The sequence below is a fragment of the Rhodoferax sp. LB1P47 genome (assembly GCF_056521445.1).
Genome location: NZ_JBWMAU010000004.1, coordinates 39,701 through 53,913, shown reverse-complemented (window position 1 = coordinate 53,913; position 14,213 = coordinate 39,701). Strand labels below are relative to the sequence as shown.

The window sequence follows — 14,213 nt, the reverse complement described above, 5'->3', positions numbered from 1 at the left end:
TGCGGGAGGTTTGCTATTAAAAAAATAGCTATCAGCGCATATGAGATATACGCTAGAGCCTGTTTTTACTTAAATTTTGGCCAGGGCAGCGCATACCAGGCCATGACCGCCACCGGCAGGCCCAGGCCCAGCCAGCACCACCAGTCGCCCCAGCCGTCTGACACCAGGCCGCTCAGCAGGCCGCTGAGGGTCAGTACGCCCAGCACGGTGGGCCAGAGCCAGAGTTTTTTGAATGCGGGGCTCAAGCGGCCTGCCCCTGCACCGGCTCTGCCGCCACCTTGGGCTGGCGGCGTTGCACCCACAGGTACAGGCCGCTGCCCAGCACCACGATGGTGGCAATGTCCAGCAGGGCCCACACAATCTGCATCGGCATGCCGCCGTAGTCGCCAAAGTGCAGTGGCTGCGATACCAGCAGGGCGGTCACGTACCAGGGCAGAGTGCGGCTGTCGGTGACCAGGCCGGTCTGCGCGTCTACCAGCACCGGCTTGAACAGGCGGGCCGTCAACGGCGTGGTGCCGCGCATAAAAATGCCATAGTGGTGTGGGCTGGAAAAGCTGGTGCCGGGTAAGGCGATGAAGCCCATCTTCATGCCGGGCTCCAGTGCTACGGCGGCATCCACGGCGGTTTGCAACGAGCCTAGTTGGGTGAGCGGCGGCTTGTCTTTGTAGGGGGCCTACCATCTGCGCCATCTGGTCGTGCTGCCAGTATTGGATGACCAGATCGGCCCAGGTGTTGATGACCCCGGTGGCCCCCACCACCAGTGCCTACACCAGGGTCACGATGCCCAGCAGGTTGTGCATGTCGAGCCATTGGGTGCGGGTGCTGCGGGTGCGGCGCACGGTGCCAAAGTCGAGCTTGCGCATGAAGGGGGCGTACAGCACCACGCCCGAGACGATGGCCACGATCAGCAGCATGCCCATCAGCCCCAAAAACAGCATGCCGGGCAGCCCGGCAAACAGGTCTACGTGCAGCTTGAGCATGATGTACATAAAGCCCTCGTCCAGCTTGGGCTCGGCCAGCGCTTGGCCGGTGCGGGCATCTACCGCCACCTGCTTGTAGCCCTCTACGGCGGTGGAGGTGGGCGAGAGGGTCACGTACCAGACGCGGTCGTCGTCTTCTTCCTGCGAGGCAAACATGCCACCCAGATGCGGGTAGCGGGCCTGGGCGGTGGCCATCACCACATCCAGGCTGGCGCGGGGTGCGGTGGCAGGGATTTCGGGCGCTTCGACTTCGGTGCCCAACAGGTGGCCGATTTCATGGTAAAAAATCAGCGGCAGACCGGTCAGACACAGCAGCAGCATGAAGATGGTGCAGACCAGGCTGGACCATTTGTGGACCTAGGACCAGCGGCGCAGAGCGGTTGTAGATTGCATGGATGCGCTAGCTTATTGCTACAAAATACATAGCTTCTTGCGCAACCAGGTCATGCGCAGACAGGCAATTAGGTATAGAAATTGAGAAGACCGACATATAAGGTCCAGCACAAACTTGGCAGCATGTATGGCAGCAGGGCGAACAGGTTGGCTGGCTTCACGCCCGGGCGGCGTCGGCTTGCAAGAAGGCGGTAGTTTAGCCATGTAATACGATTTATTCGTATTTACGACCGGGTTTGTACGGATGCTTTAGGCGGTACGAGGCCATATAACAAAAGCGATAAACGCTGCGGTCCTATTCAACGGGGCTTGCATACATTCGGCCCATCGGCCGATGCCCGTCTTGCATGGCACTGGCTTTCATTGGCATTGGCCGGGCTGGCGCTTTGTCATTACATTCGCCGAGCGCTATGCGGCACCCTTATTGCTTACGTTTTGCTACAATTTTCTTTTACTTGACACAAAATAATGCCCTCTTCTCCTCGACTCAAATCTTTGTCTATTTCCAGCCGCCTAGGGCTCGGCTTTGGTTGCATGCTGGTGCTGGTCATCGCCATTGCAGCGGTCGGCCAAAACTCGGCGGGCACCGTGCGCGACCAGATGCGTGAGATCACCGGCACCAACGCCACCAAGACACGGCTGGTCAATAGCATGCTGGAGAGTGTCAGCACCATGGGTATCCAGAGCCGGTCTGCTGCCATGCTGACCGAGATCGATGTCAAAAGATCGACCGAGCTGATTCAGCAGGTTTTGCAAACACGGGCCCAGTACGACAAGCGCGAAGCTGCACTGACCGACCTGTTCACAACCAACACCACCGATGCCGAGCAAAAGCTGCTGAAAGACATCACGGACACCGGACGTAAAACCCGGGCCGAGTTGGACGATGCCATTAAATCCGCCCAGGACGGTGACACGGTGGCGGCCACTACCAGCTTGATGAACCGTGTGGCCCCCAGTGAAACCCTGTGGCGCGCCAAGCTGGCCGAACTGGTGGAGTTGCAGAACACTCTGAACAACGAGACCGCCGCACTGGCAGAGCAAGCCCAAAACCGCACCCGCATCACCGGAGGGCTGTTGGTCTTGCTGGCGTTGACATTGGGCGGTTTGATTGCCTGGCGCATCACGGTCAGCATTACCCAGCCGATTGGCCGGGCCGTGGTGCTGGCCGAGCGGATTGCCAGGGGGGATTTGACCTCGCAGGTAGAGGTGCGGATTTTTGACGAAACAGGCCGCTTGCTGGAGGCTATCGCCGCCATGCAAGACCGGCTGCGCACCATCGTCGGCGAGATCGGCCAGACCGCCGAGTCCATCCAGGTCGCGAGTGCCGAGGTGGCCTCGGGCAATCTGGACCTGAGCCAACGCACCGAGCAGGCGGCCACCAATCTGCAAGGCGCTGCCACGGCGCTGGCCGACCTGAATGGCACGGTGGGCCAGAGTGCGGACGCGGCGCGCCAGGCCAATAGCCTGGCGGCATCGGCCTCCGAAGTAGCCCAGCGCGGCGGCGATGTGGTGCTGCAAGTGGTACGTACGATGGATGAAATCAGCACCAGCTCGCGCAAGATCGCCGACATCATCGGGGTGATTGACGGCATCGCCTTTCAAACCAACATCCTGGCCTTGAATGCCGCCGTAGAAGCCGCCCGCGCCGGTGAGCAAGGACGTGGCTTTGCGGTGGTTGCCAGCGAGGTGCGCAACCTGGCCGTCCGGTCGGCCAATGCGGCGCGTGAAATCAAGGGCCTGATCGACACCAGCGTCGAGCGGGTGCAGGTGGGCAACGACCTGGCCAGCCATGCGGGAAAAACCATCCAGGAACTGGTGCAGTCGGTGCGCCGGGTCTCCGACATCATGGGCGAGATCACCTCCGCCACCCAGGAGCAAAGCCAGCGCATCGGCCTGGTCAGCTACTCTATGGAGCAGCTGGATGCCGCGACTCAACAGAACGCCGCGTTGGTGGAAGAGGGTGCTGCTGCGGCCGAAAGCCTGCAAGACCAGGCCGGCAAACTGACCGAGATGGTGCACACCTTCCGCCTAACGCGTGAAACCCCGGATACGCGGGTTGGGCCACAAAATGCCCGCCCCGTTGCCATGCCACTGGCCAAAGCCCGACCCGTTGCGGCCCTGGCCCGGCCCGCTGTAGCCAAAGCACGGCCCGCATTACCCGGTCCCCGTCACTAACTTTGCCCCGTAGCCGGGCCTGGTGTGGTGTTGCGCGCCATCGTGCGCCAGCGCCGAAAAGGCCGGTGTACTGGCTTACACTTGGCCGCAAAACCTCTTCTTTTCTAACGTGCATGGCGCTGTAAGCCGTGCCGTGCCATTTCCTTTTTTGACAGGCGACCCGCCATGCATAACGGCAAAGACTCCAGCCTCACATCCCACCCCGAAGTCCTGGTGCGCAAGCGCCGCAAGGGCATCTATATCCTGCCCAATCTGTTTACCCTGGCGGCCTTGTTTGGCGGTTTTTACGCCGTCATCATGGCGGTGAACGGGCGCTTCGACCTGGCCGCCGTGGGCGTGTTTTGCGCTATGGTGCTCGACAGCCTGGACGGCCGCGTAGCCCGCATGACTAACACCCAAAGCGCCTTTGGCGAGCAGATGGATTCGCTGTCCGACATGGTGTCGTTCGGTGCAGCCCCGGCGCTCATCGCCTATATGTGGACCCTGAAAGACCTGGGCCGCTGGGGCTGGATTGCCGCCTTTGTGCACTGCGCCTGCGCGGCCCTGCGGCTGGCCCGCTTCAACGTCAACACCACCGTGGTGGACAAGCGCTACTTCCAGGGCCTGCCGTCGCCCGCCGCTGCCGCCTTGATTGCCGGATTTATCTGGTTGATGAACGATCTGGAGGTGCCGCCCGCACAGGTGGCCTGGGTGATGTTTGCGCTGGCGCTGTATGCGGGCCTGAGCATGGTGACCAACGCACCGTTTTACAGCTTCAAAGATGTGCAGATGAAAAAGAGCGTGCCGTTTGTGGTGATCGTGCTGATCGCCCTGGGCCTTGCCGTCATCACCATCCACCCGCCCATCGTGCTGTTTGCCACCTTTGTGGTGTATGGCTTCAGCGGCTACGGCGTGTACGCCTGGCGCAAATTCAAGGGCGTGCAGACCAGCGTCATCAGCACCTCCAAAGACGAGCCCGACGAGCGTGGATTGCATAAGTAAAACCACGTTAGAATTCGTGGTTATGAACTTTATGTCGCTAGCCCTACTACTAATCCCCTCCGGGCGGAGACGGTAGCGCACGCGAAAAAGCGCCATCACCAGTCAAACGGCCCGTATGCACCAGCAACGGGCCGTTTTTCATTGGGTTGCTGGTTTTGGAAAACTTTGAGAGAAATGAACATGTTGCAACACCCCGCCAGCAAGTACCCAGCTTTTGCCCCCATCCGTTTGACCGACCGCACCTGGCCCGATGCCGTGCTGGCCCAGGCCCCCATCTGGCTCAGCACCGACCTGCGCGACGGCAACCAGGCGCTGATCGAGCCGATGGACATGGCCCGCAAGCTGCGCATGTTCGAGACGCTGGTGGCGATTGGCTTCAAGGAAATCGAAGTCGGCTTTCCATCCGCATCGCAGGTCGAATTCGACTTTGTGCGAAAGCTCATTGAAGACAAGCTGATCCCCGCCGACGTGACCATCCAGGTGCTCACCCAGGCCCGCGAATCCCTCATCCGCCGCACCTTCGAGTCACTGGCCGGCTGCACCCAGGCCATCGTCCACATGTACAACGCCACCGCACCGGTGATGCGCCGCGTGGTGCTGGGCATGGACGAAGACGGGATTGTGGATTTGGCAGTGCGCCACGCGCAGCTGTTTTGCGACATTGCCGCCCAGCAGCCCGGCACGCGCTGGACTTTTCAATACTCGCCGGAGATGTTTTCGGGCACCGAGCTGGCGTTTTCCAAGCGCGTAGTGGATGCCGTGACTGCGGTGTGGCAACCCACGCCGCAGCACAAATGCATCGTCAATTTGCCGTCTACGGTGGAGCATTCCACGCCCAATATCTTTGCTGACATGATTGAGTGGATGCACCGCCACCTGGAGCGGCGCGACAGCATCGTCTTGTCGGTGCACCCGCACAACGACCGGGGCACGGGCACGGCGGCGGGCGAATTCGCCTTGATGGCCGGAGCCGACCGCATCGAAGGCTGCTTGTTTGGCAATGGCGAGCGCACCGGCAACCTGGATTTGGTCAACGTGGCCTTGAACCTGTACACCCAGGGCGTGTCGCCGGGGCTGGACTTCTCGCAGATCGACGAAATCCGCCGCACCGTGGAGCATTGCAACCAGTTGCCGGTCCACCCGCGCCACCCGTATGCGGGCGATTTGGTCTACACCTCGTTCTCGGGTTCGCACCAGGATGCCATCCGCAAGGCGTTCTCGGCACGCCAAGAAGGATCGGCCTGGGATATTCCGTATTTGCCCATTGACCCCAAGGATTTGGGCCGCAGCTACGAAGCCGTGATCCGCGTCAACAGCCAGTCCGGCAAGGGCGGCATCGCTTATTTGCTGGAGGCCGAATACGGCCTGGAATTGCCGCGCCGCCTGCAAATCGAGTTCAGCCAGATCGTGCAGGCCGTGATGGACGGTGCGGGCAAAGAACTGACCGCGCAGGATTTGTGGGCGCTGTTTGAACGCGAATACGGCACCGCCAGTATCGCCACGCCCGAGGTGCCTTTATCCAGTTTGGCCGGGCAGGGCGTGGGGCCGATTGATGCTTTTGTAAACCACTGGAACGCCACAAGCGCCACCCAGGTGCGCGTGCTCGACTACCACGAGCACGCGCTCGGTTCCGGGGCCAGCGCCCAGGCCGTGGCCTATCTGGAGCTGCGTATTGACGAGCAGCACACCGTGTTTGGCGTGGGGATTGACGCGAACATCGTCTCTGCTTCGCTGAAAGCCATCCTCAGCGGCTTGCAGCGCAGCCAAAAGCGTGAAAATACCGACCACGCCACTCCGGCAGCCGCATAACAAATCAGGAGCCCCCCATGACCGAAAAACTCATCATTTTTGACACCACCTTGCGTGACGGCGAGCAGTCGCCCGGCGCCAGCATGACCCGCGACGAAAAGCTGCGCATCGCCCGCCAGCTGGAGCGCCTCAAGGTGGACGTGATCGAGGCGGGTTTTCCGGCCAGCTCCATTGGTGATTTCGAGGCCGTACAGGCCATCGCCCGGGCCATCAAGGATGCGACCATTTGCGGCCTGTCGCGCGCCAATGACCGCGACATATCCCGCGCCGCCGAGGCCCTGAAAGACGCGGCCAACGCCCGCATCCACACCTTCATCGCCACCTCGGCGCTGCACATGGAAAAAAAGCTGCGCATGACACCCGACCAGGTGTTCGAGCAGGCCAAGCAGTCGGTGCGCTTTGCCCGCAATTTGGTGGCCGATGTGGAATTCAGCCCTGAAGACGGCTACCGCAGCGATGTGGACTTTCTGTGCCGCGTCATTGAGGCGGTGATTCATGAGGGCGCCACCACCATCAACGTGCCCGACACCGTGGGCTACGCCATCCCCGAGTTGTACGGCAACTTCATCAAAACCCTGCGCGAGCGCATCCCCAATAGCGACAAAGCCATCTGGTCGGTGCATTGCCACAACGACCTGGGCATGGCGGTGGCCAATTCGCTGGCCGGCGTGAAGATTGGCGGCGCACGCCAGGTGGAATGCACCATCAACGGCCTGGGCGAACGGGCGGGCAATTGCTCGCTGGAAGAAGTCGTCATGGCCGTTAAAACCCGGCGCGACTACTTCGGGCTGGACATCGGCATCGACACCCAGCACATCCTGGCCACCAGCCGCATGGTCAGCCAGACCACCGGTTTTGTGGTGCAGCCAAACAAGGCGGTGGTGGGCGCGAACGCGTTTGCCCATGCCTCCGGCATCCACCAGGACGGCGTGCTCAAGGCCCGCGATACGTACGAGATCATGCGTGCCGAAGACGTGGGCTGGAGCCACAACAAGATCGTGCTGGGCAAGCTGAGTGGCCGCAACGCCTTCAAGCAGCGCCTGCAAGACCTGGGCGTGGCGATGGACAGCGAGGCCGACATCAACGCCGCCTTCGCCCGTTTCAAAGAGCTGGCCGACCGCAAGAGCGAGATTTTTGACGAAGACATCCTGGCCCTGGTCAGCGACGAGGCGGTGGCGCACGACAACGAGCAATACACCTTTGTGTCCCTGTCGCAGCACAGCGAAACCGGCGAGCGCCCACAGGCCAGCGTGGTGTTTACCGTGGGCGGCAAAGAGGTCAAAGGCGAGTCCGATGGCAACGGCCCGGTGGATGCGTCCCTCAAGGCCATTGAAACCCATGTGAAAAGCGGGGCCGAGATGGTGCTGTATTCGGTCAACGCCATCAGCGGTTCGACCGAGAGCCAGGGCGAAGTCACCGTGCGGCTGCAAAACAGCGGCCGGGTGGTCAACGGCACCGGCTCCGACCCCGACATTGTGGTGGCCTCCGCCAAGGCCTACCTGAGCGCGCTGAACAAACTGCAAAGCAAGGCGGACCGGGTCGCCGCGCAAGGTTGATGCCTTTGCGGCCCGGCCCTCACCCCGGCCCTCTCCCGTGCTCGGGAGAGGGTGAAATGCGGGGCCCGGTATGACTCCCTCGCCCTCCCGGGGAGAGGGCGGAGGTGAGGGGCTTTTACGCCCAAGCCCGCCCCCCCCCAGATTCACCCGCATCGATGCCCTGCGCGGTGTGGCCGTGGTGTGGATGACGGCCTTCCACTTCAGCTTTGACCTGGCCCACGCGGGCCTGTGGGCGCAGAACTTCTACGCCGACCCGTTCTGGACCTGGCAGCGGGTGGCCATCGTCAGCCTGTTCTTGTTCTGTGCCGGGCTGGGCCAGGCCGTGGCCGCCCAGCAGGCCGTGGGCTGGCCGCGCTTCCGGCGGCGCTGGGCCCAGGTGGCGGGGTGTGCGCTGCTGGTGTCGGCCGGATCGGCCTTCATGTTTCCGAACAGCTGGATTTACTTTGGCGTGCTGCACGGCATGGCGGTGATGCTGCTGGTGGCCCGGCTCACGGCCCGCTGCGGTGGCTGGCTGTGGCCGATGGGGGCATTGGCAATTGCTTCTAAATTTATAGCTGCCTACGCACTATCCATAAGCGCTAGCGCCACATTTTTTAATCAAAAAGCAATCAACTGGCTGGGCTGGATCACTGAAAAACCCATCACCGAAGACTACGTACCCCTCTTCCCGTGGCTGGGCATGTTGTGGTGGGGTATGGCGGTTGGTTTCTGGCTGCTCCAGAAGTATCCGCAGTGCTTGCAGGGCAGCGCTCCGCGCCCGTTGGTCTGGCTGGGCCGCTGGAGCCTGCCGTATTACATGCTGCACCAGCCGGTGTTGATCGGCCTGGTGACCGCCTTCTCTTGGACCCGGACGTAAAAAAAGCGGCCGAAGCCGCTTTTTTTACGTGTGCAAAGGCTTATTCAACTTTGGCGGCACTGCGCAGGTTTTGCTGGAATTCCACCAGTCGCTGCTGCTGCATTTGCTTGGCGATTTCGGGCTTCACTTCTTCAAACTTGGGCAACTGGGCTTGGCGCTCGTCGTCCAGGCGGATGATGTGGTAGCCGAATTGGCTCTTCACGGCGGTGTCGGTGGTCTGGCCCTTTTTGAGCTTGATCAAGCCTTCGGTGAATTCTTTCACGTAGCTGCTGGGGTTGGCCCATTCCAGGTCGCCACCCTTGGAGCCGGAGCCCTTGTCGGTGCTGGATTTTTTGGCGATGGCGGCGAAGTTGCCACCCTTCTTGAGGCTGGCGATGATGGTCTTGGCTTCGGCTTCGGTGGCCACCAGGATGTGGCTAGCCTTGTATTCTTTGCCACCATTGGCGGCGGCAAACTTGTCGTACTCGGCCTGCATGTCGGCATCGGTGACGGGGTTGGTCTTTTTAAAGTCTTCAAACAGTTCGCGGATCAGCAGGGTCTGGCGGGCCAGGTCCATTTGCACCTTGAAGCTGTCGCTGGCATCCAGGCTGCGCTTCTGGGCTTCTTGCATGAAGATTTCACGGGCAATGATTTCTTCCTTGATCTGGCCTTCCATGTCGGGCGTGACCTGGCGGCCCGACATGGCGACCTGCTGCACCAACGCGTCGATGCGCGACTTCGGGACAGCCTTGCCGTTCACGATGGCGATGTTCTGCGCCGTTGCCGACAGCGCCAGGCTACCCAGCAATGCAGCAGCGACCATAGTGGATAACAGTGTTTTTTTCATGCGATTCCTAGGAGGGGGTTGCGAGCTGCCGGGAGGGGTCGGCTCAGAGATAAAAGAAGGCTAAAAAGCTTAGAGGATTTCAATTGCGATGGCGTGAACGCCCTGGTCAATGAATTCTTGCAGCGCATCATACACAAGGCGATGGCGCGCCACACGGGGCTTGTCGGTAAACATGGGTGAAGCAATTCGCACCCGAAAGTGGCTGCCAAAAGCGCTGCCGTTGGAGCCCGCATGCCCGGCATGGGCGGCGCTTTCGTCCAACACTTCCAGCTGCGTGGGGGCCAGCTTTTCGCGCAGGCGCAGGGCCATGTGGTCGGCTATTGTGTTCATGCGGATTTATCGGTGTCGGTGGCAGCTGGGGTCTCCGCGCCCAGGTAGCGCGAGATGTACCAGCCTTGCCCGGCCATGAAGACCAGCGGAAACACATAGCCCCAAAGTTTGAAGTTGATCCACTGGTCGGTGGTGTAGTAGGCGGCCACATAGCCGTTGACTGCCGCCATAAACAGGCAATACACCATCCACACCACGTTCAGGCGCATCCACACGGCATCGGGCAGCTCTAGCTGGCTGCCCAGCATTAGCTTGAGGTAGTTCTTCTTCATCACCCACAGGGCAAACGCCATCGCCAGCGCCATCGCGATATACAGCACGGTGGGTTTCCATTTGATGAAGGACTCGTTTTGCAAGATGAGCGTGAGCGCACCAAAGCCCAGCACCATGCCCAGGGTGATCTTGTGCATGGTGGTGAGCTTTTTGTCGATGGCGTAGGTGGCGACCATTTGCAGCACGGTAGCCGCCATCAATACGCCCGTGGCGACGTAGATGGTGCTGAATTTGTAGGCAGCTACAAACAAAAGAATGGGCAGAAAGTCGAGCAGGGTCTTCATGATGATTTTGGTTCACCCCCAGGCTACAGAGCTTCGCTGCTTTCGCCACCCCCCTTGCAGAGGGCAACACCAGCAGCCTGGCGGAGCCAGTTCTGCGGTATTTCTGGAAAGCGTGCGTTGTTCCTTAGAGGGTGTTGGGATTTTATTTTGGTGTGAAATTGAGTGAGGCCGAATTCATGCAGTATCGCAGCCCGGTGGGGGTGGGGCCGTCTTCAAACACATGGCCCAGGTGCGCGCCGCAGTCGGCACAGACGGTTTCCACCCGGCGCATGCCGTGGCTGACATCGGTAATCTCTTCGATCGCGCCGGGTGCGGCTTCTTGCGAAAAGCTGGGCCAGCCGCAGCCAGCGTCGAACTTGGTGGCCGAATCAAACAGCTTGGCACCGCAGCAGATGCAGCGGTACTCGCCAGCGGCCCAGTTTTGGTCGTATTTGCCTGTGTGCGGGCGCTCGGTCGCTTTATTCCGGGTGACTTGGAAGGCTGCGGGTTCGGCACCTTTCTCATTCAGCAGGGCTTTCCATTCGGCATCGGTTTTTTCAATTTTTGGGGTCATGATGAACAGCTTATCCAATAGAAGAAGCCCAGTTGGGCGGGAGGTTGGCGTAACTTTGGATTGTCCCGCAGATGGGGTGGGCGCATGGCGGGCAGGGCCATGTGGCGGGTGAATAGCCATGCTCATTTCGGCCCTCGGGACATATTGCTTCAACGCAGCCTGCTATCAAGAAGATAGCAAATGTATCCACAGCCAAAACACCCAGCCCAGCAAACCGACCCAATGCGCCAGCACTGTCGTCCAGTAGGTGGCCCGGAACGCCGCTTTGCGGGATTTGTGGCGCAAGATGGACTGGGCCACACCCGCACCAGGCCAGCCGCCCAGCAGGGCCAGCAGGTGTAAATGGCTCTCTTGGGTACGCCATTGGCCAGTTTGCGCGGCGTGCTTGTCCGTCCAGTAGGCGAAAAAAGTCACCAGATTCAGCACCACTGCGGCCCCTGCCACCCACATGGGCAGACGGTGCATCCACAGACCCCAGGCCACCACGGCGACCCACGCCAGCACCAGTAGAAGAAAAGATGCCGGAGTGGAGTGCGCCTGCCGAGCGGAATACGTTGTTGCCGGGCGGGTTGGGCGGGTGGTTGCGCGGGCCGCTGCATTGTGGGTGTGCACGGCGACGGCGCGGGGGCCTTTGCCGCCAACGGTGATTTCGTCAAACCACACCGCCTGACCCTCGCGCGGTGTGCCGCCAGCCTGGAAATCCTTGATGTGAAAAAAGATATCTGCCACCGTGTCGGCACTGCGGATGAATCCAAATCCGCGTGCCGCATCCCAGCGTTGCACTTTCCCTTGTTTCTTCATGGTTTCAGTTTTTTGAGGTTATGTAGTTCTATCGAAAAACGGATGATTCGTGTGCCACTGGTCTGCTTTTTGGCAAGCTTGCCACGCGCTACAAACGCCATCTGCGCCACCTAAACTGCGGCGCATGACTGCACACCCCTCCGCCACGTACCAGCACCCCACCACCTACCCTCGGCGCATTCTGCTGGCGGTCTGTGGGCTCACCCCGCAAATCGTCACCGAAACCATCTATGCACTGGCCGCCGATGCCGACGCGCCATTCATCCCTACCGAGGTGCATCTCATTTCCAGCGCCGAGGGGGCACGCCGGGCCGAGCTGTCGCTGCTGTCTGACGACCTGGGCTGGTTTTACAAGCTGTGTGAAGACTTCAACCTCAGTGGCATCCACTTTGACAGCAGCCACATTCACGTCATGCGCAATGCACTGGGCCAGCCTATGGCCGACATCCGCACCCCGCACGACAACCAGGCCGCCGCTGACTACATCACCGAAAAAGTTCGCTTTTTCACCAGTGACCCCGTTTGCGCTCTGCACGTGTCGATTGCCGGAGGCCGCAAGACGATGGGCTTCTATCTGGGCTACGCCTTGTCGCTATATGGCCGGGCCCAAGACCGCTTGTCGCATGTGCTGGTCAGCGAGCCATTTGAATCCAGCTGGGACTTCTTCTACCCCACACCCTACAGCCGCGTACTGCAAACCCGCGATGGCCAGCTTGCCGATACCGCCTTAGCCCAAGTCACACTGGCCGACATACCATTCGTTAGTTTGCGCCACGGCTTGCCCCAAGCCCTGCTAGAAGGGCGCGCTAGCTTCGTTGAAGCCGTGGCCGCTGCACGCGAGGCCACAGCGCCCCCGCGCCTGGTGTTGGACTTGGCTGCAAAACGCATCTTTGCGGGCGGCAAAGTGGTCGATCTACCCCCTGCCGAACTGGCCCTGCTGGCCGTGTTTGCGCGGCAATTACTGCAAGGCGGTGAGCCTCTCGCAGCCCCTGCCAAAGAAGTGCCCGACCCGGCCTGGGCCCAACGCTACCTGTGTGAATACCGCGCCATCACCGGCGTGCTGGCCGACATCGCCAGCACCGAAACCGCCCTGAAAGACGGAATGGACGGCGTGTATTTCTCTGTTCGCAAGTCAAAACTAGAGCAAAAACTCAAAGCAGCCCTGGGCCAAGCTGCCCCCGCCTACCGCATCCACGACGGCGGCACCCGGCCACGGCGCTACGCGTTAACTCTGAACCCGGTTACGGTAAGCTTTGTAACAAAATTTGAATTTAAGGAGGCAGAGGAATGAGCATGCGCGAATTGGCTTACCAGGTCAGCTTTAACACCCCCGCTTTTTTAGGCAACGCCGAGCAACAGGCCCAGTGGCGCACTCCACCGTTCAAGGCACTGCTGCGGCAGTGGTGGCGCGTGGTGAAGGCGGCGGAGGTGGGGCATGACTACCCGGAACTCTTGAACCGGGAGAATGCGCTGTTTGGCAGCGCGGGGGATGGCAAGGGGGGCGGGCGGTCTAAAGTGCAGTTGCGGCTGTCATCGTGGGACGTGGGGCGCATGGACCAACCTCCTCCAATGGCATCCCAAACCCATCCAGATGTCAAAGTGCCCGTGGGAACTGCGGTTTACCTGGGTTTTGGCCCCGTGACGACTAAGAGCAATCGCAATGCCATTGCGCCTGAAGCTCCTGCGACCACGTTCAAACTGCGCTTCCCAGAATCCGAAGAATTGGATATTCGCAAAACCATGCAATTGGCAGCATGGTTTGGAACCCTCGGTTCGCGCTCCCGTAACGGCTGGGGTTCGCTGCACATTGAGGGCGAAGGGATACTGGGGCTTGACGGTCTGTGCGACTCTAAGCTGGCAGACCAAGCCCCATTGCGCCGTCTGCCCGATGCATTGGGCAACCAAGACTGGCCGCATGCGCTCGGCCTGTGTGCGGATGAGCGGCCTGCAGTCTGGCGCGTGTTTGCCAACAAGCAAATCAATACCGATGGCAAAACGGTTTTCACGGGTTTCAAAGAATGGAAACATGCTCTGGAACGCTTGGCGACGCTCAAGATTGGCTTTAGAACCCAATTCAAACTGAACAGCGGTGAACCCCATGCCCGCGTGGAAGATCGGCATGTTCTGGCTTACCCAGTCACTCACCACGCTTTGGCCGGGCTACCCAATGCCCGTTTGGCAAGCCAAATGCGATTCAAAGTTGTCAAAAATAAAGAAGGTCAGTTTTTTGGCCTGATTTTCCACCTGCCGTGCGCCATGCCGCACACCTTCTTCAAGCCGGGAAACGTTCGTCCGCCTGAAATCAAGCACCAAGTAGAAGTCTGGCAACAGGTCCACGACTTTTTGAACCAACAACCTGCAACCCTGATCACTCGCCTTCGCAAGGGCTGACC

Annotated in this window: 13 protein-coding genes and 1 pseudogene; 7 read left to right on the top strand and 7 right to left on the bottom strand. The window is 60.5% G+C overall.

The features are described from left to right. Positions 1–65: 65 nt before the first annotated feature. Both AC0969_RS06900 and AC0969_RS06895 read right to left on the bottom strand, forming a co-directional pair. Complete coding sequence (locus AC0969_RS06900; protein ID WP_479623409.1) at positions 66–245, bottom strand: hypothetical protein; 180 nt, start codon at positions 243–245, stop codon at positions 66–68. After that, positions 242–1,319, bottom strand: a pseudogene (locus AC0969_RS06895) (PepSY-associated TM helix domain-containing protein). Before AC0969_RS06895 ends, AC0969_RS06900 begins: the two are co-directional and overlap by 4 nt. 522 nt (positions 1,320–1,841) lie before the next feature. Here AC0969_RS06895 and AC0969_RS06890 point away from each other — a divergent pair. From AC0969_RS06890 to AC0969_RS06870, 5 genes are all read left to right on the top strand, one after another. Next, positions 1,842–3,551, top strand: coding sequence for a methyl-accepting chemotaxis protein (locus tag AC0969_RS06890; protein ID WP_479623408.1), 1,710 nt, complete (start codon positions 1,842–1,844; stop codon positions 3,549–3,551). A 165-nt stretch (positions 3,552–3,716) separates the two neighbouring features. Beyond that, positions 3,717–4,532, top strand: coding sequence for a CDP-diacylglycerol--serine O-phosphatidyltransferase (pssA, locus tag AC0969_RS06885; protein ID WP_479623407.1), 816 nt, complete (start codon positions 3,717–3,719; stop codon positions 4,530–4,532). Positions 4,533–4,712: 180 nt separating this feature from the next. After that, positions 4,713–6,341, top strand: a complete 1,629-nt coding sequence (locus tag AC0969_RS06880) for a 2-isopropylmalate synthase (protein ID WP_479623406.1) — start codon at positions 4,713–4,715, stop codon at positions 6,339–6,341. A 17-nt stretch (positions 6,342–6,358) separates the two neighbouring features. Next, complete coding sequence (locus AC0969_RS06875; protein WP_479623405.1) at positions 6,359–7,897, top strand: 2-isopropylmalate synthase; 1,539 nt, start codon at positions 6,359–6,361, stop codon at positions 7,895–7,897. A 70-nt stretch (positions 7,898–7,967) separates the two neighbouring features. After that, positions 7,968–8,753, top strand: coding sequence for a heparan-alpha-glucosaminide N-acetyltransferase (locus AC0969_RS06870; protein WP_479623404.1), 786 nt, complete (start codon positions 7,968–7,970; stop codon positions 8,751–8,753). 40 nt (positions 8,754–8,793) lie between these two features. Here the strand turns inward: AC0969_RS06870 and AC0969_RS06865 are convergent, their stop codons facing one another. The 5 genes from AC0969_RS06865 to AC0969_RS06845 form a co-directional block, all read right to left on the bottom strand. After that, positions 8,794–9,579: a peptidylprolyl isomerase gene (locus AC0969_RS06865; protein ID WP_479623403.1), complete on the bottom strand. Its 786-nt coding sequence runs from the start codon at positions 9,577–9,579 to the stop codon at positions 8,794–8,796. Positions 9,580–9,648: 69 nt separating this feature from the next. After that, positions 9,649–9,909 (bottom strand): BolA family protein, encoded by a 261-nt coding sequence (locus AC0969_RS06860; protein ID WP_479623402.1) that lies wholly within the window; start codon positions 9,907–9,909, stop codon positions 9,649–9,651. Beyond that, on the bottom strand, positions 9,906–10,466 hold the full coding sequence (locus AC0969_RS06855; protein WP_479623401.1) for a septation protein A: 561 nt from the start codon (positions 10,464–10,466) through the stop codon (positions 9,906–9,908). The genes AC0969_RS06860 and AC0969_RS06855 overlap by 4 nt, the downstream gene beginning before the upstream one ends. A gap of 142 nt (positions 10,467–10,608) precedes the next feature. Next, a complete protein-coding gene (gene msrB / locus AC0969_RS06850; RefSeq protein ID WP_479623400.1) occupies positions 10,609–11,019 on the bottom strand; it encodes a peptide-methionine (R)-S-oxide reductase MsrB in 411 nt (136 codons plus the stop codon). Between the two features lie 165 nt (positions 11,020–11,184). Continuing rightward, entirely contained in the window at positions 11,185–11,820 is a 636-nt protein-coding gene (locus tag AC0969_RS06845; RefSeq protein ID WP_479623399.1) for a DUF1294 domain-containing protein, read from the bottom strand. A 124-nt stretch (positions 11,821–11,944) separates the two neighbouring features. On the opposite strand from AC0969_RS06845, the gene csm6 reads away from it, so the two are divergent. Both csm6 and AC0969_RS06835 read left to right on the top strand, forming a co-directional pair. Further along, on the top strand, positions 11,945–13,111 hold the full coding sequence (gene csm6 / locus AC0969_RS06840; RefSeq protein ID WP_479623398.1) for a CRISPR-associated ring nuclease Csm6: 1,167 nt from the start codon (positions 11,945–11,947) through the stop codon (positions 13,109–13,111). Beyond that, positions 13,108–14,211, top strand: coding sequence for an RAMP superfamily CRISPR-associated protein (locus AC0969_RS06835; RefSeq protein WP_479623397.1), 1,104 nt, complete (start codon positions 13,108–13,110; stop codon positions 14,209–14,211). Before csm6 ends, AC0969_RS06835 begins: the two co-directional genes overlap by 4 nt. The last annotated feature ends 2 nt before the right edge of the window (positions 14,212–14,213 follow it).

Bases quoted from the DNA above. Each gene is read 5' to 3' on its own strand.
- AC0969_RS06890 (WP_479623408.1), top strand. From the start codon at position 1,842: ATGCCCTCTTCTCCTCGACTCAAATCTTTGTCTATTTCCAGCCGCCTA.
- pssA (WP_479623407.1), top strand. From the start codon at position 3,717: ATGCATAACGGCAAAGACTCCAGCCTCACATCCCACCCCGAAGTCCTG.
- AC0969_RS06880 (WP_479623406.1), top strand. From the start codon at position 4,713: ATGTTGCAACACCCCGCCAGCAAGTACCCAGCTTTTGCCCCCATCCGT.
- AC0969_RS06875 (WP_479623405.1), top strand. From the start codon at position 6,359: ATGACCGAAAAACTCATCATTTTTGACACCACCTTGCGTGACGGCGAG.
- AC0969_RS06870 (WP_479623404.1), top strand. From the start codon at position 7,968: ATGACTCCCTCGCCCTCCCGGGGAGAGGGCGGAGGTGAGGGGCTTTTA.
- AC0969_RS06865 (WP_479623403.1), bottom strand. From the start codon at position 9,579: ATGAAAAAAACACTGTTATCCACTATGGTCGCTGCTGCATTGCTGGGT.
- AC0969_RS06860 (WP_479623402.1), bottom strand. From the start codon at position 9,909: ATGAACACAATAGCCGACCACATGGCCCTGCGCCTGCGCGAAAAGCTG.
- AC0969_RS06855 (WP_479623401.1), bottom strand. From the start codon at position 10,466: ATGAAGACCCTGCTCGACTTTCTGCCCATTCTTTTGTTTGTAGCTGCC.
- msrB (WP_479623400.1), bottom strand. From the start codon at position 11,019: ATGACCCCAAAAATTGAAAAAACCGATGCCGAATGGAAAGCCCTGCTG.
- AC0969_RS06845 (WP_479623399.1), bottom strand. From the start codon at position 11,820: ATGAAGAAACAAGGGAAAGTGCAACGCTGGGATGCGGCACGCGGATTT.
- csm6 (WP_479623398.1), top strand. From the start codon at position 11,945: ATGACTGCACACCCCTCCGCCACGTACCAGCACCCCACCACCTACCCT.
- AC0969_RS06835 (WP_479623397.1), top strand. From the start codon at position 13,108: ATGAGCATGCGCGAATTGGCTTACCAGGTCAGCTTTAACACCCCCGCT.